The sequence below is a fragment of the Sorangium sp. So ce362 genome (assembly GCF_051519845.1).
GTDB lineage: Bacteria > Myxococcota_A > Polyangia > Polyangiales > Polyangiaceae > Sorangium.
The window spans coordinates 10,047,703-10,066,705 of the sequence record NZ_CP150332.1 but is presented as its reverse complement, the minus strand read 5'-3'; the positions used below and the strand labels follow the sequence as shown (position 1 = coordinate 10,066,705).

General features: G+C 71.5%; 15 protein-coding genes. 12 read left to right on the top strand and 3 right to left on the bottom strand.

From position 1 onward, the window contains the following. Positions 1-339 precede the first annotated feature (339 nt). The 3 genes from folP to WMF17_RS38765 are packed head-to-tail and all read left to right on the top strand — an operon-like array spanning position 340 to position 3,546. The gene (folP, locus tag WMF17_RS38775; RefSeq protein WP_437646045.1) at positions 340-1,278 is read left to right on the top strand and encodes a dihydropteroate synthase; all 939 of its coding nucleotides are present in this window, start codon (positions 340-342) and stop codon (positions 1,276-1,278) included. Further along, positions 1,271-2,611, top strand: a complete 1,341-nt coding sequence (cdaA, locus tag WMF17_RS38770) for a diadenylate cyclase CdaA (protein WP_437646043.1) — start codon at positions 1,271-1,273, stop codon at positions 2,609-2,611. The genes folP and cdaA overlap by 8 nt, the downstream gene beginning before the upstream one ends. Further along, positions 2,608-3,546 carry a CdaR family protein gene (locus tag WMF17_RS38765; protein ID WP_437598461.1) on the top strand — a complete coding sequence of 313 codons (939 nt, stop codon included), beginning with the start codon at positions 2,608-2,610 and terminating at the stop codon, positions 3,544-3,546. Before cdaA ends, WMF17_RS38765 begins: the two co-directional genes overlap by 4 nt. Positions 3,547-3,630: 84 nt before the next feature. On the opposite strand, the gene WMF17_RS38760 is transcribed toward WMF17_RS38765, so the two are convergent. After that, positions 3,631-4,119, bottom strand: a complete 489-nt coding sequence (locus WMF17_RS38760) for a nitrate reductase associated protein (protein ID WP_437646041.1) — start codon at positions 4,117-4,119, stop codon at positions 3,631-3,633. An 87-nt stretch (positions 4,120-4,206) separates the two neighbouring features. On the opposite strand from WMF17_RS38760, the gene WMF17_RS38755 reads away from it, so the two are divergent. Together WMF17_RS38755 and WMF17_RS38750 are read left to right on the top strand one after the other, a co-directional pair. Then, positions 4,207-4,923, top strand: a complete 717-nt coding sequence (locus tag WMF17_RS38755; RefSeq protein ID WP_437646039.1) for a hypothetical protein — start codon at positions 4,207-4,209, stop codon at positions 4,921-4,923. Positions 4,924-6,146: 1,223 nt separating this feature from the next. After that, positions 6,147-7,574: a carbohydrate porin gene (locus WMF17_RS38750; RefSeq protein ID WP_437646038.1), complete on the top strand. Its 1,428-nt coding sequence runs from the start codon at positions 6,147-6,149 to the stop codon at positions 7,572-7,574. A gap of 98 nt (positions 7,575-7,672) precedes the next feature. On the opposite strand, the gene WMF17_RS38745 is transcribed toward WMF17_RS38750, so the two are convergent. Together WMF17_RS38745 and glpK are read right to left on the bottom strand one after the other, a co-directional pair. Next, positions 7,673-8,470, bottom strand: a complete 798-nt coding sequence (locus tag WMF17_RS38745; protein ID WP_437598454.1) for a UPF0158 family protein — start codon at positions 8,468-8,470, stop codon at positions 7,673-7,675. Positions 8,471-8,745: 275 nt separating this feature from the next. Continuing rightward, positions 8,746-10,257, bottom strand: coding sequence for a glycerol kinase GlpK (glpK, locus tag WMF17_RS38740; RefSeq protein WP_437646036.1), 1,512 nt, complete (start codon positions 10,255-10,257; stop codon positions 8,746-8,748). 240 nt (positions 10,258-10,497) lie between these two features. Between glpK and WMF17_RS38735 the strand changes: the two genes are divergently transcribed. The 7 genes from WMF17_RS38735 (at position 10,498) to WMF17_RS38705 (ending at position 19,002) form a co-directional block, all read left to right on the top strand. After that, positions 10,498-12,408: an adenylate/guanylate cyclase domain-containing protein gene (locus tag WMF17_RS38735; RefSeq protein WP_437646034.1), complete on the top strand. Its 1,911-nt coding sequence runs from the start codon at positions 10,498-10,500 to the stop codon at positions 12,406-12,408. A gap of 157 nt (positions 12,409-12,565) precedes the next feature. Continuing rightward, positions 12,566-13,519, top strand: coding sequence for an acetyl-CoA carboxylase carboxyltransferase subunit alpha (locus WMF17_RS38730; protein ID WP_437598451.1), 954 nt, complete (start codon positions 12,566-12,568; stop codon positions 13,517-13,519). Between the two features lie 63 nt (positions 13,520-13,582). Beyond that, positions 13,583-13,984 (top strand): hypothetical protein, encoded by a 402-nt coding sequence (locus WMF17_RS38725; protein WP_437646032.1) that lies wholly within the window; start codon positions 13,583-13,585, stop codon positions 13,982-13,984. After that, positions 13,981-14,970: a Gfo/Idh/MocA family protein gene (locus WMF17_RS38720; RefSeq protein WP_437646030.1), complete on the top strand. Its 990-nt coding sequence runs from the start codon at positions 13,981-13,983 to the stop codon at positions 14,968-14,970. Before WMF17_RS38725 ends, WMF17_RS38720 begins: the two co-directional genes overlap by 4 nt. 129 nt (positions 14,971-15,099) lie before the next feature. Then, positions 15,100-15,441: a gamma-butyrobetaine hydroxylase-like domain-containing protein gene (locus tag WMF17_RS38715; protein ID WP_437646028.1), complete on the top strand. Its 342-nt coding sequence runs from the start codon at positions 15,100-15,102 to the stop codon at positions 15,439-15,441. Continuing rightward, the gene (yihA, locus tag WMF17_RS38710; protein ID WP_437646026.1) at positions 15,438-16,205 is read left to right on the top strand and encodes a ribosome biogenesis GTP-binding protein YihA/YsxC; all 768 of its coding nucleotides are present in this window, start codon (positions 15,438-15,440) and stop codon (positions 16,203-16,205) included. Before WMF17_RS38715 ends, yihA begins: the two co-directional genes overlap by 4 nt. A 211-nt stretch (positions 16,206-16,416) precedes the next feature. Beyond that, complete coding sequence (locus WMF17_RS38705) at positions 16,417-19,002, top strand: NADH-quinone oxidoreductase subunit L (RefSeq protein ID WP_437646024.1); 2,586 nt, start codon at positions 16,417-16,419, stop codon at positions 19,000-19,002. The last annotated feature ends 1 nt before the right edge of the window (position 19,003 follow it).

Genomic DNA, 19,003 nt, shown 5'->3' with positions numbered 1-19,003 from the left:
ACCGCTCGGTCTCGTCCGCTGGATACAGCTTGAGAAACGGTTGACGGGGCGCGCTCGCGCGTCGCCCCGCCGCCACCGACGGCCGCGGGCGGTCGCCGATGTCAAGGTGTGGGCGGGACCCTAGCAAAGAAGCGCGGCCGAGTCAGCGTCGCGCGGCGCGCGACCCGGGCGCGAATGTCGGCGCCGGCGCGCCGTCCAACGCCGGCGCGCGCCCGCCGGCCACGCCGGCGACGCCGAGCGTCGGCGCCGGATCACCCTCGCGATGTTCCAATTGCTCCCGGTAAACATCGATTCGAGCAGACAATTGCCGTTCGGCGCAAAAGTTGCTACCCACAGGAAATGTCCCCGCTGCGCATGCTGCTCGAACGCCGCGGGTGCGTGGTGATCATGGGGGTACTGAACCGCACGCCGGACTCGTTCTCCGACGGCGGTCGCTTCGCGGATGAAGGGACGGCGCTCGCGCAGATCGATGCGATGCTCTCCGAGGGGGCGGACATGATCGACATCGGCGCGGAGTCGACGCGACCGGGTGCGCAGCCCGTGGCGGACGACGAGCAGATCACGCGCATCGGCGGGAGCGTCCGCGCCGCGGTGAGGAGGGGGGCCGTCGTCTCCATCGACACGACCTCTCCCGTCGTCGCGGCGCGCGCGCTCGACGACGGCGCGGCGGTGGTCAACACGATCTCGCTCGACAGCGCGGCAGAGCTCGGCGCGCTCTGCGCGCGCCGCGGCGCGTCGCTCGTGCTCATGCACAGCCGCGGCTCGATGTCGGCGATGGCCGGCTTCTCCGCCTACCCGGACGACGCCTACGGCGATGTCGTCGCCGACGTGGCGCGCGAGTGGTCGCGCGCCGCCGAGCGGGCGCTCGAGGCGGGCCTGCCGAAGGGCGAGCTCGTCCTCGACCCGGGCCTCGGCTTCGCCAAGAACGCGCGGCAGTCGCTCGAGCTGTGCGCCAGGCTGGACGAGCTGTGCGCCCTCGGCTTTCCGGTGCTCGTCGGGCCGAGCCGCAAGTCGTTCCTCGCGCGCGCCGCGGCGGCGGAGGCCTCGGCGCGGGGCGACCGCGCGGGCGCCCCGCCGGCGTCGCCCCCGGAGCGCCTCGGCGGCACCGTCGCTGCCGCGCTCGCCTGCGCCGCGCGCGGCGCCGCGGCGGTGCGCGTCCACGACGTCGGCCCCGTGCGCCAGGCGCTCGACGTGATGCGCGCGATCGAGCGCGCGGGCCCGGGCGACCGCCGCGGCGCCCGCGCACCCCTCGCCCTGGGGGCGCGCGGCGATGGTTGATGGGTTCCTCCGCCTCTTCTCGGCGAGGCCGGTGACGCAGGTCGTCCGGGACCTCGTCGACATCTTCATCGTCGCCTACGTCGTCTACCGCGCGCTGCTCGTGCTGCGCGGCACCCGCGCGATGCAGATGGGCCTCGGGCTCGGCATCGTCTTCCTCATCTATCTCGGGGCGAAGGTCTTCGGCCTGACGACGCTCCTCAACCTCCTCTCGTGGCTGCTCTCGTCGATCATCCTCATCGTGGTCGTCGTCTTCCAGAACGACATCCGCCGCGCCCTCATCCGCGTGGGCGGCAGCAACTGGTTCACGAGCGGCCGCGAGCAGCAGTCGCGGGTCATCGACGAGGTCGTCGCGGCCGCGACCGAGCTCGCCCGTCACCGCATGGGCGCGATCATCGCCTTCGAGCAGGACGCCAACGTGCTGGAGTTCGTCAAGAGCGACGGCATCCACATCGACTCGGTGGTGACCCGGGAGCTGCTCGTCTCGCTCTTCGTCCCCGAGTCGGTGAACAAGCTGCACGACGGCGCGGTGCTGATCCGCGACCTCAAGATCGCGCGCGCCGGCGTCTTCTTCCCGATGCCGGAGACCAAGATCCTCGACGCGAGCCTCGGCTCCCGGCACCGCGCCGCGCTCGGCATCACCGAGGAGACCGACGCGGTCGTGGTCGTGGTCAGCGAGGAGCGCGGCACGATCAGCTTCTGCTTCAGCGGCAACATCGTCTCGAACCTGGACGGCCAGTCGCTGCGGCACGCGCTGCTCGGGCTCTTCGGCCGCTCGTCGCGCAGGCGGCGCTTCGCGAAGAAGGTGGCCCAGAGCGGCCGCGCGAGCCTGCCGACGCCGCCGGCGCGCGGCCCCGCGGTGAGCCCCGCGCAAGGCGCCGCCGCGCAGGGGCTCGAGCAGCCCGGCAAGCCCGCCGCCGCCGCCGCGGCGAAGCCGGCGCCGATGGAGGCCAAGCCCGCGGCGCCGATCACGAAGACATCGTCGATGATCAAGCCGCCCGGCGAGGCCGACGCGCGGCTGGCGGCGCGGATGACGACGACCTCCACGCCGATGCGCTCGGGCGCCGATGCGCGCACGACGCCGGGGTCCAGCGCCGACCTCCGCGCCGCGGCGGGGCCCGGCGCCGACGCGCGGAGCCCGGGGAGCACCACCGCCTCGCAGGACGGGGATCGCCCGTCCGAGCGCGGCCGGCCGGCGCTTGTCGACGCCACCGCGGCGGCCGCGACGGACTCCCCGGTTCCATCGCAGCGCACCTTCGTTCCGACGGGGCAGGTCGCGACGGCCGCCGCGTCCAAGGGGAGCGCGGAGGGGATGCCTCCGCGAGATGAGCCATGACGCTCGCCGGCATCCGTGAGGCGCTCCGCTCGGCGCTGTTCGACAACCTCGGCCTCAAGCTCCTCTCGATCACCTTCGCGCTGTGCCTCTACGCCTTCATCCACGGCGCGGAGAACGCGCAGCGCACGTTGATGCTCAGCGTCGTCTCGATCCTCCCGCCCGAGTCGAGCAACCGGCAGCTCATGACGCAGATCCCGAACGAGGTCGCGATCACGGTGCAGGGCCCGCGGACCCAGCTCGACGACCTGCGCGCCGAGAGCCTCGGGACGCTGCGGCTCGACCTCCGCGACGGCACGGTGACGCGTTACGATCTCGAGCCCTCGGATTTTCACGTGCCCGCGGGGCTGGTGGTCGAGCAGATCTACCCGTCGACGATCGAGCTCAGCTGGGACGACGTGGTCGTGCGGGCCATCCCGGTGCACGTGCCGCGCACGGGGGACGCGGCGCAGGGGTTCCTCGTGAAGGGGATGGTCTCGGTCGAGCCGCCGGCGGTCAACGCCCGCGGCCCGCGCTCGGTGGTCGACGTGATGCAGCTCGCGCGCACCGCGCCGTTCGACATCAGCGGGCTCACCGAAGGCACCTACCAGCGGCAGCTCGCCCTCGATCGGCCGCCGAAGCTCGTGACGTACGACGTCGACAGTGTGATGGCGACGCTCGAGATCGGGCGCGAGCTCGCCACGCGGACCTTCGATCGCAAGGTCGAGGTGGTCGGGATCCCGCGCGCCACGGTCACGCCGGCCGTGGTGCAGGTGAGGATCACGGGGACGCCGGAGGACGTGAGCGCCGTCAACCCCGACTCGATCATGGCGCGCGTGGAGCCCAAGGCGGCGCAGCTCGACATGAGCCAGCCGGGCAGCGACTTCCTCGACGTGCTCGTCGACGTCCCCCGCGTCACCGCCGAGGTCAACCCGGCGAAGGTCATGGTGAAGTGGTGAGCGCGGCGCGCGGACGCTCCGCCCTGGCGGAGGTCAGCGCGACGGGCATGGGCTCGAGCGGCGACGGCGGCGCCGCGCGGCGGCTCAGCCGGGCGGCCCCTCGTCGCCGTCGCCCCGGGATAGCCCGAGCTCGCCGAGCAGCGCGCGCAGCTTCTCGGGCCCGCGCTTCGGATCGGCGAGCTTGACGATCGCGTAGCGCTCCTCCTCGGTCAGCCCCGCCAGCCGGCCGAGCGCGGCGTCGTCGAGCGCGCCGTCCGGGCCGAGCCGCTCGCGCAGCCGCGCGCTGACGCTCTCCGCGTCCCAGGCGGCGCGGCGCACCGGCGCGCCCGCGAGGGGGGTGAGGTCGACCCCGGCGCGCGCCGCGAAGCCGCGGAGCACGTCGGCGTAGACGGTGAGCTCTTCGTCCGTGTCGACCGGCAGGTGACACAGGGCGAGCCGCTCCGCGCGCGACAGCGCCTGCCATCCCGCGAGCGAGATCTTGAGCTCCGCGAGGTCCAGCTTTCGCCGCACCGAGAGCGGCACACAGTCGAGCGAGGCGTGGACCTCGCCCTCGAGCGCGAACTGCCTGTACATACTTCCCTTCTATAGCTGCGCCCCGATCCTGCCGCGAGCCATGGTTGCGCCTGGCACGCGCGGCGCGGTTCGCGCTAGCCTGCCGCCGTGCGCCGCCTCGGGCTCCTCTCGACGCTGACCGCGCTGCTCGCGCTCGCGTCGCCGGTGCGGAGCGCCCACGGCCAGCCCGCCGCGGCCGCGCCGCCGGCGCCCGCGGCGGCTCCCGTGCCGCTCGACCGCGTCGTCGTGCGCTGGCATGCGCCGGAGACGGGCGGCGTGCGTCGTCCTCAGTTCATCTTCGAGCGGGAGCTCGCCTTCGAGGCGCGCATCGAGGCGCTCGCCGATCCCGACGCGGAGCCCGGGCTCTACCGGGACCGGCACGTCCGGGCCGCGCTCGATCGGCACATCGCCGAGACGCTGCTCGCCAGCCTGCCGATCTCGCCGGCGCCGACCTCGGTGGAGGTGGCGCAGCGCGCCGAGGCGGCCCGGTTCGCGCTGGAGCAGCGCGCCCGCGGCCGCGCGCGCCTCCTCGCCGCGGCGGTCGCCGAGGGGGTGAGCTCCGACGAGCTGGACGCGCTGCTGCGCCGCCAGGCGCGCGCGAGCCTGTACCTCGACCGCATGGTCGCGCCGATGCTCGAGCCCAGCGATTTCGAGCTCAAGCTCGTCCTGCGCTCCGGCGCCACGCCGTTCAAGGATCAGCGCTACGAGGACGTCGTCCCGGCGCTGAAGCGCTGGTACGTGGCGCAGCGGCTCGCCCAGGCGCTCGACGCGTACTACCAGAACGCGCGGGCCCGGGTGTCCCTGAGCATCGTGTCCGCGCGCTGAGCACGCGAGCGCGTGCGCGCGAGTGACGCGTGAGCGAAAGGACGCCGCGTCGACGGAGCGCCTGCAGCGCCTGCGGCGGGTACAGAGCCAGAGCCCACGGGCCGGGCTGCCCGAAGCCAGCAGAAGCGATAACGCAGGTAGACTCCATCCCTCGAGATCGAGGGACAACCCGTGAGCCGCCGGAAGGCGCGGTCGCCAGAGCCCTTCGACGAGATCGGTTGGAGCCGCCTGCTCGACAGCACCGACGTGAGCGTCGCAGTCGCCGACCCGTGCTGAGCGCCCGGCGCGGACCGCGACCGGCTCTCCCGACCCGCGATCCGCGCCAATGCGCCTCGCGCGCCAGGGACCGTGCCTGTCCTCCGAGCGCCGCCGCCCGCACGCGGCGAGCGACATGACGTGTATCGAGGCGACCGCGTAACGTCCTTCCTGGACAGAAACACGTCCACCCCACGGTACACTGCAGTCGCGACTGACCCGCTCGCGATCTGCGTCGCGCGCTACGCTGTTGCGGCGCATTGCGTTATATTGGGTACCCAGGCGGGCTTCTCCCGCGGCCGCGCGGCGCCGCCCGGCCCTGCGCGCGCGCGCAGGGGCCTCTCGCGGGCGCGGCGCGCGGCGCGCCCGCGATCGTCAATGACGGTCCTCGGCGCCTCGAAACGAAAAACCAAGTTCGAGGTCCCGAAACAATCCGCGCCAGGGCGCTCGACGTGGCTCCGCCGCCGCACGAAAGCCCAGCGTCGCCGAGGCTCGCGAATGCAGCCTTCCAGTCCGCATCGCGCGCGCCGCACTCGCCGCAACGTGCGAGGCGCCGCGTAAATTCTTTCGGCAGCACTTCATCCAGATCGAGCTGCTTTTGGCGCGATGCGTCATTTGGCGCCTCGGCTCCTGGCCCAGGGAGCGGCGAGGGTGGGCGAACACAAGTGATTTCGGTTACTTAATAATAACGCATCGCGGAAGGCAACAAACTGCTGTGGGTGCTTCGGAGACCTTTGACATGAACAGAACGTTCCTGTTAACTGTGCCCCCCGCGAGCCCCACGTGTGTGGCAGCGGGCGGCTCTGTCCCACAGAGCCAACCTTAGATTCTCTTGATAGGCCGCTTCCTCTGCCGCGCTGGCCATCTGGCCAAATCACCTCCCCATCACCACAAGCACACTCCAGAGACATGGATAGGAGCGTCGTTCGATGACATCACTTAAGAGAGACAGGTCGTCGGTTCCCAGCATGCGAATCGCGGGTCGGCGCGCCGCAGTCCGAGCCCTCGGGCTGGTTACCGTCTCCGCTATCTGCCTCACGGCGGCGCCGAAGTCGGCCCACGCCGTGGGCAGCGAGAACTTCGAGTGGCACTGGTACTCGCGCCTCGGCATGGCGTGGTCGCTCCACGGGCAGAAGGCCCAGGGCCAGTCGTTGAACCTGCTCGGGTTCGGCATCGGCGGCCGCTACGAAGAGGATGACTACTCCGAGCCGTCGTTCGTCGCGCACGTGGTGAAGGGCGCGACACCGCAGGACTTCTTCGTGAAGTCCGAGATGACCTTCGCCATCTGGCGTCAGTACGGCGGGCAGTTCATGCAGCCGGGCTCGAACGACGGCCAGGCGATCACGATGCAGTTCAACCAGGCCTACATCGAGGCCGGTAACTTCCTCGTCCCGGGCCTCAGCGTCTGGGGCGGCGCGCGCTTCTTCCGCGAGCAGTACGCGCCCATCGGCGACTACTTCTACCTCGACGACCTCAGCGGCCAGGGCGGCGGCATCACCTACGAGAACCTGAAGCTCGCCATCCTCGGGTACCGGCGCTCGGCGGACGAGGCCCTTGGCGGCCCCCCCGTCTACAACTTCGCCAACGGAGTCGAGCGCTTCCGCACCATCTTCGCCGGTAACTACAAGTTCGAGTTCGGCGGCGAGGCCAAGCACCACGTCAAGGTCCACGGCGAGTTCCACGTCCTGCCGGCCGCGACGCGGGGGCCGGATCAGGATGCGCCCGACAACGGCAAGGGTGACGTCGGCGGCGTCATCGGCGCGAAGCTCCACCTCGGGCTCGGCCAGGGCAACTGGAGCGATACGTCCGTGCGCTTCGGCACCGGGATCGCCAACGGCGCCGCCGGTGGTGGGAAGACGTACCAGACCTGGGGCGCTCCGAACGACGAAGGCACCTACGCGGGCTCCTTCGCCATCGAGGCCGTCGAGCACGTCGGCTTCCGGATCGGCGACATCGCCGCCCTCGAAGGCCTCGGCACCTTCCACTACACGAAGGCGGCGTACGAGGCCACGGGCGCCGCGGTCGCCGCGGGCCCCCACGAGAAGCAGATGGACTTCTCGGTCCAGGCGAACGCCACGATCTTCGCGCACAAGAACTTCCACCCCGTCGTCGAGGCCTCGTTCCAGGGTCGCAAGGACGGCGAGCAGGATCTGGGGACCGCGATCAAGCTCTCGGTCGTCCCGACCCTCGTGCCGACGGGCGAGCTGAGCACCGGCGCGCGGCCGCACTTCAAGCTCATCTACACGGCCGCCATCTACAACGATGCGGCGGTCCTGAACGGGCAGTCGCCCTACATCCGCGCCTTCGGCCTCGCGGATGCCACGGACCCCGCGAACGTGAGGGTCCGCTCGACCGTCGGCCACTACATCGGCGCGCGCACCGACTGGTACTTCTAGACCGCTCGGCGATCGAACCCGCCGCTCCCCTCCGTTCCTTCCGTCCCACCCTCAGGCCAGCGCCCCGGCGCCGCGATCGCGGCGCCGGTGGCGCGCCCTCACGCCGTGTCGCTGCGCGACTCGCTCGCGATCTCCTGCGAGGCGGGCCCGGACTCATCGTCCGCCGGGCCCTGGGCCTCGTGGTAGTGGTGCGCGAACGAGCGCGCCGCGCGGCGCGCCTTCAGGAACTCCGCGAACGCGGTGAGCGTGTCGAGATCCCGCGGGCCGAGCGCCTCGGCGATGTCGCGGAGGTTCTTGCGCAGGCTCTCCACGCTCTTGCCGCGGCGGGGCTCCCGCACCTCCTCGCGCTCGCGCTCGCGCTCGCGCGGCGGCGCCTCGACCGCAGGGGTCGCGGGCGCGGTCGCCTCCGGGCGAGCCGGCGCCTCCGGAACCCAGAGCGGGCGGGGGACCGGGTTCAGCGCGTGGGCGCTCAGCCACGCCTCCATGAAGATGCGCAGCCGCTCGCTCCGGAACGCGAACCAGCGCTCCCGCTCGGGGCCGTAGGACATCAACACATCCTTGAAGCGCCGGAACGCGCCCTTGCCGTCGATCGCCTGGCTGAGCTTCGCCTGGAGATCCATGTCTTCCACCATCGGGATGTAGCGCTCCATCCACCGGTACTGCTCGCGGGAGCTCACGGGATCGATCCGGAGGTAGTTGGCATCGGCCGCGATGCGCGCGTGCATCTGCGGATCGGCCACGCCGTCGACCACTCGCAGCACGTCGCCCGTGCCGAGGTGCAGGTACGAGTGCACCTCTGGGGCGTTGTTCTCGAAGGCGTCCTCCAGCGCCTCCCAGTCGATCGGGATGTCGCGAACGGCCGTCCCGCCGGCTGAAGCATTCTCGGTAGTCGACATGTCCTCCTCGTCTCCATCGAAAGCAGCGAGGCGGCGGTGGGCTGGCCGCGCGCCTCGGTTCAAGTGCACCAAGTTTGAACGGAAATGCGCCGTCGTCATAGCACTCTACGCTGGTTGGGGGCTTCTGGGCCTAACTCTCGCAACCTAGGGTTGATTCCTTGATCCGGAAGCCCGTTCGGCCGCCGAGCCGGGGCGCGACGGCGGCTCGGGAGCGAGCTTCGGAAGACCTGGTTCAAGCGGAAAACAGCGTGGAAATTCGGAGAATCGGCGCGTGATCATCCGTGCTGCGAGCGCGCGCGGGCGACGGCGTCGGACCAGCGGCGGAGGTGGGAGGAGCGATCCGCCTCGCTCATCGCGACCTGGAAGCTCTGCCCGACACGGGACATGCGGGCCGAGTCCTCCTTCGTCCGGAAGAGGCCGGCGCCGACGCCGGCGAGCATTGCGGCGCCGCGCGCCGTCGTCTCCAGGTCGGCGGGGCGCTCGATAGCGACGTTCGCCACGTCCGCCTGGAACTGCATGAGCAGGTCGTTCACGGCGGCGCCGCCGTCCACGCGCATCCGGCGCACGGGGTGGCCCAGGTCGTCGGCCATGGCCTGCACGAGATCCGTCACCGAGAGCGCGATTCCCTCGAGCGTCGCGCGGGCGAGGTGCGCCGCGGTCGTGCCGCGCGTCACCCCGGAGATGATCCCGCGGGCGTCCGGATCCCAGTAGGGCGCGCCGAGGCCGGAGAGCGCCGGGACGAACGTGACGCCCTCGCTGGAGGGCACGCTGCGGGCGAGCGCCTCGACCTCCGCCGCGCTCTTGATGAGGCCGAGGCCGTCGCGGAGCCACTGCACCGCGGCCCCGGCGATAAAGGCGCTTCCCTCGAGCGCAAAGACCACCTCGGCGCCGATCTTCCAGCCCACGGAGGTGAGCAGGCCGAAGCGGCTCCGGAGCGGGCGATCGCCGATGTTGGCCAGGACGAAGGCGCCGGTGCCATAGGTGCACTTGGCGTCGCCGGTCGCGAAGCAGGCCTGGCCGAAGAGGGCCGCCTGCTGGTCGCCGGCGATGCCGGCGATCGGGATGCCGTCGGGCAGGTGCGGGAAGCCGCGAGTCGCGGCGACGCGGCCCGCCGAGCCGACGATCTCCGGCAGGAGCGGGCGCGGGATCCGGAGCATCGCGAGCATCGCGTCGTCCCAGCTCAGCGACGCGAGGCTCATGAGCAGGGTGCGCGACGCGTTTGTGACGTCGGTCGCGTGCACCGGCGAGCCGCCGGCCACGTCGCCCGAGAGGCGCCAGACGAGGAAACTGTCGATCGTGCCGAAGCAGAGCTCGCCGCGCTCGGCGCGCGCGCGGGCGCCGACCACGTTGTCCAGGATCCACTCGAGCTTCGTGCCGCTGAAGTACGGGTCGAGCACGAGGCCGGTGGTCTCCTCGACCGCCTGCTCGTGGCCCGCGGCGCGGAGCTCGGCGCAGCGCGCCGCCGTCCGGCGGTCCTGCCACACGATCGCGCGGTGGATCGGCCGGCCGGTCGCGCGGTCCCAGACGACCGTCGTCTCGCGCTGGTTCGTGATGCCGATGGCCTTGATCGCGCTGCCGTCCACGCCCGCCGCCCGGAGCGTCTCGCCGACGGCGTCCTGAACGCTCTGCCAGATCTCCTCCGGGTCGTGCTCGACGAGCCCGGGCTCCGGGAAATGCTGGTGAAATTCGCGCGTGGCGCGGGCCACCGTCGCGCCCGCCGTGTCCATGAGGAGGGATGTCGTTCCGGTGGTGCCCTGATCGATCGCGAGGAGGTACGCGGAATCCATGCGGCCGACTAACGCGGCGGCCCGTGGGCGCATAGCCGTTCCAGGCGACACTTCCACACGGATCTCGGCCTGGAATACTGATCTTTTGATCAGTTCTGGCCACCGGAGGCCGCCCTGGGCGATCGCGCTGGATTCCGGGCGCGTTCTCGCAGATCCGCGCGGTCGCTCACCTTGGCCGGTGCTGGACTCCGGCCGGAAAGATTGTCGGTCCGTGCCCGGCTGAGTAATCTCCCAGGACCGATGGCCCGCCTCATCCTGCAGACCGCCGAGGGCCAGCAGGCGATCGAGCTGCGGCCCGTGAACTCGCTGGGGCGCCACCCGAACAACTCCATCCAGCTGCTCGACAAGATCGTCTCGAAGGAGCACTGCATCATCGAGCAGCGGGGCGATCACTTCGTCCTGCGCGATCTCGGGAGCCTGAACGGCACGTTTATCAACAGCGAGCGTGTCCGGGGCGAAGCGCCGCTGAAGCACGGGGACGAGATCGCCCTGGGGTCCACGCGCGGCCGGTTCGACGACCCGGGTGCCCCGGTCGCTTCGCCGCTCGTCCCGGGTTGGCCTCCCGCGGTCAACCACCAGGGCGCGATGCCGGCGCAGCCTCCGGGGGCTTACGGACACCCGCCGCGCGAGGGAGCCTCCTATCCGGCGCCGGCGCAGCCTCCGTACGCGCGTCAGCAGCAGCCGGCGCCGCTGCCGGGCACGCCGGCGGCGCCGCCGGTGACGCGGCAGCCGCCGTACGCGCCGCCGCTGGTCGCCGGGCCGGGCGGGACCGCGCCGCTGCCGGGGCGCTCGGGGGCGCACGGCGGCTCGTACGTCGCGCAGGGCACCCGCATCGACGTGAACGATCAGGCCCGCCAGATCGGGACGCAGATCGCCGCGGTGGACAAGGGGTTCCTGGCGTTCGACCGGATCGCCAACGACATGAACCAGCTGCGCGCGGACTACGAGCGGCTGCGGCTGTCGCACGAGCTGTCCCGCGAGATCGCCGCCGAGCGCGACACGACGAAGCTGCTCGAGAAGATCCTCACGAGCGTCTTCAAGTTCATCCGCGCCGACCGCGGGGTGATCTTCCTGCGCAACGAGAGCGGCGAGCTCACGCCGCAGGCCATGCAGCGGCGTGACGGGACGACGGCGCCGATCAGCGTGTCCTCGACGATCCTGAACCACGTCGTGCACGAGCGCGCCGCGGTGCTGACGCACGACGCGGCGATGGACTTCGCGGCGTCGAAGGGCAAGAGCATGATCCTGAACCGGATCAGCTCGGCCATCGTCGCCCCGCTCGTCGCGCCGCTGCAGCACAACAACGAGGTGCTCGGCGTGCTCTGGCTCGACTCGGAGACGCTCGCCCAGTTCCAGCCCAAGGACCTCGAGCTCGTGACCGCCATCGCCTACCAGGCGGCGATGTTCATCGAGATCAACATCCTCGGGAAGAAGATCGAGAACGAGATCGTCACGCGCGAGCAGCTGCGCCGGCTGCTCTCGCCGAACATCGCCGAGCGCGTCCTCAGCGGTCAGCTCGCCGTGAAGCAGGGCGGCCAGCACGTCGAGGAGTGCACCGTCTTCAACAGCGACATCCGCGGCTTCACGCGCATGGCCGAGAGCAAGAAGCCGGAGGAGCTGGTCGTGATGCTGAACCAGTACTTCGAGCGGATGGTCGACACCCTCTTCCAGTTCGAGGGCACGCTCGACAAGTTCATGGGCGACGGGATCATGGCGCTCTGGGGCGCGCCGGTCGCCCACCGGGACGATGCGGTCCGCAGCGTGGAGTGCGCGCTGAAGATGGGCGAGGTGCTCGGCGAGTTCAACCGCGAGCGGCTCGAGCGGGACGAGCAGCCGCTCGCGGTCGGCATCGGGATCCACACCGGGCCGCTCGTCGCGGGGTACATCGGCAGCTCGAAGGCGCTCAGCTACACGGTGATCGGCGACGTGGCGAACACGTCGGCGCGGCTCTGCTCGATCGCGCTGGCCGGTCAGATCGTCATCAGCGAGACCACGTACGCGCAGCTCGGGGGCAGGTTCGAGACCGAAGAGCTCCAGCCCGCCAAGGTCAAGGGCAAGGACAAGCCGATCCCGATCTACAACGTGATCCGGAGCCGGCCGATGGCGCAGGTCCCGGCCAACGTCGAGCCGGCCAACGCCGCCCAGGAATGAGCGCCATGGTCGCGGCGCCTCCGCCCCGGGCGGGCGCGGCGCGCGCGTGGGTGCCCGCGAGCGTGCGCTCTGCGAGCGTGTGAGCGTGAACGACGTGATGCGGCGCGGCAGCACAGCCCCGTAGCCGTCCGCCCGCTGCAGCGTTAGGGTCCGCGCCGTGGCTGCTTCGATTCTACCTTTTGAGAAACCTGTCGCAGAGCTCATCGAGAAGGTGCGGGAGCTGCGGTCGCTCGCCGCGGCCGACCCGCGGTTCGAGCCGGAGCTCGCCCAGCTCGAGGACAACACGGGCCGGCTGGCGCGCGAGATCTTCGCCGGGCTCACGCCGATGCAGAAGGTGCTGCTCTCGCGGCACGCGAACCGGCCGTACACGCTCGACTACATCAAGCGGCTCTTCACGGACTGGGTCGAGCTGAAGGGCGACCGGCGCTTCGCCGACGACTGCTCGATCGTCGGCGGGCTCGCGACGTACCACGGGCGGAGCGTGGTGGTCGTGGGCCACCAGAAGGGGCGCGGCGCGAAGGAGAACGTGAAGCGCAACTTCGGGATGCCGAACCCGGAGGGCTACCGGAAGGCGATACGGCTCTACGAGATGGCCGACAGGTTCGGGCTCCCGATCCTGACGTTCATCGACACGATGGGGGCGTACCCGGGCATCGGCGCCGAGGAGCGCGGTCAGAGCGAGGCGATCGGCTCCGCGCTCGCCGCGATGGCGCGGGTCGGGGTGCCGATCGTGGCGACCGTCATCGGCGAGGGCGGCTCGGGCGGCGCGCTGGCGCTCGGCGTCGCGAACCGCGTGCTGGTGCTCGAGTTCAGCTGCTACTCCGTCATCTCACCCGAAGGCTGCGCGGCCATCCTCTGGAAGGACGGGAGCCGGGCCGACGAGGCCGCGTCGCGGCTCAAGATCACCGCGCCGGACCTCCTGCAGCTCGGCGTCGTCGACACCATCGTCGAGGAGCCGACCGGCGGCGCGCACCAGGACCACGACGAGGCCGCGGTGCGGCTCGACAAGGCGCTCTGGGCGACGCTCTCGTCGATGGACGGGCTCAGCCCGGAGGAGCTCGTGGACGACCGGTACCGCAGGTTCCGCGGGCTCGGGTCGTTCGTGGGTTGAGCGGCGCGTCGCCCGGGCGCTCCGGCTGGCTCTCCCCGGGCGCCGGGGCTATACGGCTCGCGGATGGACTACGGCAAGGCGATGCGGACGCTGCTGCTCGTGGGCACCAGCGCCGTCGCCGCCGGCGTGGTCCTCCAGGTGCAGTCGCGGTTCAACGCCTCGGATCGCAGGGCGGCGCTCGGCGTCGTGCAGCAGTACCGGCCGGAGGGCGGCCGGAGCGTGCCTGAGGCGATCGGCGCGCGGCACCCGGGCAAGGCGCCTGTGTGGAGCACCGCCACCGAGTCGGCCTGCTTCCAGCACGTCCGCGTGCGCGCGACGATCGAGGGAGAGCCGAGCGCGGCGTACGACTTCCTTGTCGACATCAACGGTCCGTCGATCCACCCGGGGAACCGCGAGGGCGAGGCGATCCTCGGCGAGCTCACCCGTCTGCCGGCCGAGCCCGCCGCCGCGCGGGGGGCGCCGTGAGCGTCCGCGTGGCGCTTGTGGGCTGCGGGCGGTGGGGGGAGAAGCTCCTCCGCGCGCTGTCGGAGAACGCGCGGGCGCGCGTCGTCGCGGTGGCGGACGTCGACCGCGGCCGCCTCGCGCGGGCGGGCGCGCTCGCGCCGCGGGCGCGGCTCGTGCGCACGGTCGACGAGGCGCTGGCCGCGCGCGTGGACGCGGTGCTCGTCGCGACGCCGCCGTCGAGCCACGGCGAGCTCGCGCTGCGCGCGCTCGAGGCCGGCGCCGACGTGTTCGTGGAGAAGCCGCTGGCCCTCTCCGCGGCGCAGGCCGACCGCTGCGCCGCGCGCGCGGCGGCGCTCGGCCGGATCGGCATGGTCGGCCACCTGCTCCGCTATCACCCCTCGGTCGTGCACCTCGTCGCGCTCGCGCGCGAGCGGCGCCTCGGCGATCTCGTGAGCTTCAGCGCGGCGCGCCTCTCGACGGGCGGCGCCTCGGGCGGGGCCCGCTCGGCGCTCTGGACGCTCGGGCCGCACGACCTCTCGGTGCTCTCGGCCCTCGACCCGAGCCCGCTCGTCGAGGCGCGGGCCTACCTCTCGCCCGGCGGCGAGCACGTCACGCTGGCGGCGCGCCTAGAGAGCGGCCTCGCCGCGCAGATCGAGCTCTGCTCGTCGAGCCCGACCAAGGAGCGGCGGCTGCGGCTCGCCGGCAGCGCGCGCGTCGCGGTCTTCGACGACGTGCGCGCGCCCGACCGGCTCGTGCTCCTCGACGGGCGCGGCGCGGCGGCGGGCACGGCGGTCGGCGATCGCGACGCGCTCGCGCCGGCCGGGCACGAGCTAGAGGTGCCGTGGCGCGAGCCGCTCTCGGTGGAGATCGAGCATTTCCTCCGCTGCGTCGAGGACCGCGCGCCGCCGCTGACGCCGCTCGACGAGGGCGCCGCGGTCGTGAGGCTCCTCGAGCGCGTCGAGGCGACGCTCGCGCCGGTCGAGGCGCGGGCCGTCGCCGCAGGGTAGCTGCGAGGACAGGCGATCACAGGCGAGGACAGCGAAAAGCCAGCGCGAAAAGGCGCGCGGCGCGCGGCCGGGGCCCCGCTGCGCTTTGCAGCGCCGGATCGGCGTGGTACTGCCTTCCGCTGGAAGGATATGATGCCGCAGGATCCGAAGATCACGCCCACGCAGCTCAAGGCCCCGCACGGAGCACGCGTGATGGAGATCCACTGGGCTGACGGCCACCGCAGCGTCCTTCCGCACGAGATCCTGCGCGGGTACTGCCCGTGCGCGAGCTGCCAGGGGCATGGCGGCACGATCAACTTCGTGCCCGGAGGCGATCTGAACGTCCGCGAGATCGAGCAGGTCGGCAACTACGCGATCCAGTTCACGTGGGGAGACCAGCACGACTCCGGGATCTACACCTTCCGGTACCTGCGCTCGCTCTGCCAGTGCGACGAGTGCAAGCCGCAGTTCCAACCGCCCCGATCCAAGTGACCACCCGCCGCGCACACAAGCCTCAAGCTGCTCCTCCGCCGGCGCGCGCCGAGCGGCAGCTCGATCCGTTCCAGATCGTCGACGCCTCCTTCGTCGCCGGCGCGGGCTCGCTCGCGTCGCTCCCTCCGCCCGTCAGCGCGGAGGTGGCGTTCGCGGGGCGCTCGAACGTCGGCAAGTCGAGCCTCATCAACACGCTGGTCGAGCGCAAGGGGCTCGTCCGGACGAGCTCGAACCCCGGCTCGACGCGGCAGATCAACCTCTACGAGGCCCGGGCGCGCGACGGTGTTGTGTTCCAGCTCGTGGATCTGCCGGGGTATGGCTTCACGAGGCGCTCGAAGTCCGAGAAGGCGGTGTGGGCGTCGCTGATCGAGGGATACCTGCGCGGGCGCGTCACGCTCGCCGCGGTGCTGCTCCTGGTCGACGCGCGCAGGGGCATCGAGGAGGACGATCTCGAGCTCCTCCGCTTCGTCGAGGCGTCGCGCGACGTCGCGCGACGGCCCGTGGAGCTGCTCCTCGTGGCGACGAAGATCGACAAGGTGCCTCGCTCGTCGGTCCGTCGCGCGCTCGACCAGGTGTCCGCCGCGGCGCCGCGGACAGCGGGCGGCGCGCTCCGCCGCGCGGTGGGCTTCTCGTCGATCACCGGAGAGGGCAGGCGGGATCTGTGGCTCGCGCTCCGGCGCGCGACGCTGCTCGGCGGCGCGGCGCCGCCGCCGAACAGCGGCGCGGCGGGCGAGGACGAGGACCGACGGACGACCGACGGATGATCTCGCCGGGGTGCGAGACGCGCGGAGAAACGGCGCATCTCGCCCCGATGCGGGGCCGATGGAGGTATTGACCCGCCCTCTGGCCCTCCATTAACGTGCGGCTCCTCCGGCTTCGCGGGGGAGTCACAAGAGCCGACAGTCCCGCTGTCGCGCCGCGTCTCGCAGCGCAGTGCGCGCGCGCCAGCCCACGTTCTCACCGGCTGACCCTACGATGCCCGACTACTCCGGCCAGGTCACGCACGTCCACGCGTCGCTGACGCCGCTCTGGTGGATCCCGCTCCTGCCCTTGCTCGGCGCGGTGATCAACGCGCTGTTCGGCCGCGCGCTGCAGCGGAGCGCGTTCGGTCGTGGCCTGTCGAAGCGGCTCCACATCGGGAGCTTCGGCGTCACGCTCGTCGCGGTGGGCGCCATGCTGGGCGCCTTCGCCCTCGGGCTCGCGAACTTCATCCAGCTCGCCGGGCTCGCTCCGGGGGAACGCGCTCTCTACAGCTTCGCCTGGCAGCTGGTCCGCATCGGGTCGTTCGACGCGAACTTCGCGTTCTTGATGGACCCGCTGAGCGGCCTCATGACGCTGATCATCACCGGCGTCGGCGCGCTCATCCATGTTTATGCCGCGTCGTACATGGAGGCGGACCCTTCGTACTGGCGATTCTTCACGTACCTGAACCTCTTCGTCTTCTCGATGTTGCTCCTCGTCCTCGGGGACAATTTCATCGTGATGTTCTTTGGCTGGGAGGGCGTCGGCCTCTGCAGCTACCTGCTCATCGGGTTCTGGTACAGCGACTACAAGAAGGCCTCTGCCGGCATGAAGGCCTTCGTCGTGAACCGGATCGGCGACTTCGGCTTCGTGTGCGGTCTCATGCTCCTCTTCTGGGGCCTCGGCGCCAGGTGGCTCGACGACGGACGGTTCCTGTCCGACTACCGGGCGCGCTTCATCGCGGTGGCCGCGGAGGCGCGCGGCGATCACGGCGCCTCGGCCGGGACGAACGGCGGGCCGACGGGCAAGCCGGGCGAGCGCAGGGCGCCGCGCGCCGGCGCGAAGGGCCATCTCACCTTCACCGGTCACCCCGGCGCGCGCGTGTACCTCGGTATCGCCGACGCCGCGCAGCTCGCCTCGAACCCGCGGCCGTTCGGCGTATCTCCCTTCATCCGGAGGGAGATCGACGCCGGGGTGCACTCCGTGGTGATCGTGCCGGGCGACGGCGCCGTCATCGGGGGCGACGGCATCGAGATCGCCGCGATCGAGCGGATGCGCGTCGAGCCGGGCAAGGAGGTCGTGCTGGCGACCGTGGGCTCGACGGTCACGTTCCGCGAGATCCACGACCAGCTCGTGATCAAGGACGCGGGCGGCAAGGCGTTCCTGAAGGATGCGCTCGAGTCGAAGACGGTGTGGGGCGTCGCGCTGATCACGCTGGCCTGCCTCTTCTTGTTCGTCGGCGCGGCCGGCAAGAGCGCCCAGATCCCGCTCCACGTCTGGCTGCCCGACGCGATGGCCGGCCCGACCCCCGTCTCCGCGCTGATCCACGCCGCCACCATGGTCACGGCCGGCGTCTACCTGATCGCGCGCCTCAGCTTCCTGTTCTCGCTGAGCCCGGTCGCAGGCGGGGTCGTCGCGCTGATCGGGGCCTCGACGGCGCTCTTCGCGGCCACGATCGGCTTCTTCCAGTACGACATCAAGAAGGTGCTCGCCTACAGCACGGTGAGCCAGCTCGGCTTCATGTTCATCGGGGTCGGCGTCGGGGCGTACTGGGCCGCCGTGTTCCACCTGATGACGCACGCCTTCTTCAAGGCCTGCCTCTTCCTCGGCTCCGGCTCGGTGATCCACGGGATGCACGCCGTGGAGCACGACGAGGCCGCGGCGCAGGACATGCGCAACATGGGGGGCCTCCGCCGCGTCATGCCGCTCACCGCGCGGACGTACCAGGTGGCGTGTTTCGCCATCACCGCCGCGCCCATCCCGTTCTTCGCCGGCTTCTGGTCCAAGGACGAGATCCTCTGGAGGGCGTTCGGCACCGAGAATACCGGCCCGATCCCGGGGCTGCTCATCTACGGGATGGGGCTCGCGGCGGCGCTCTGCACCTCGTTCTACATGTGGCGGAGCTACTATCTGACGTTCGAGGGGCCGCACGCCCGCAAGGAGATCGAGACCCAGGTCCACGAGTCACCGCCGGCGATCACCTGGGTGCTCGCGGTGCTGGCGGTCCTGTCGACGTTCGCGGGCGCGGTGTTCGGCTTCTCCAGCCACTTCGTCGGCGGCCACGGCGAGCCCCTGCTCGAAGCGTGGCTCCATCCGGTGTTCGCCCACGCGGACGTGTCGTTCCGGCGCCACGGGCTGGGGCTCGAGCTCGCGCTCATGGCGCTCTCCGTCGGCGGCGCGATCTTCGCCTTCTCGCGCGCCCGCGCCCGCTACGGCGAGCGGCGCTCCGCGCGCTGGGCGGAAGAGGAGCGGCGGTTCCCGGGCTTCCGGCTCCTCTCGAACAGGTACTACGTCGACGAGATCTACGACGCCACGGTGGTGCGCGCCGTCCTCTCGCTGCGCCTCTTCTTCGCCGAGATGGACCGGTGGATCGTCGACGGCATCGTCAACGGGGTCGCGGTCCTGGCCCGGGCCGCGGCCTGGGTCACGGGCGCCATCGACCGGTACCTCGTCGACGGGGTCGTGAACCTCGTCGCCGAGGGCACGCTGAGCGCGGGCGCGAGGCTCCGCACCCTGCAGACGGGGCGCATCCAGAGCTACGTCTACTTCCTCCTGGGCGGGGTCGCCTTGATCAGCATCGTTCATTACTTCCTGCGGTGAA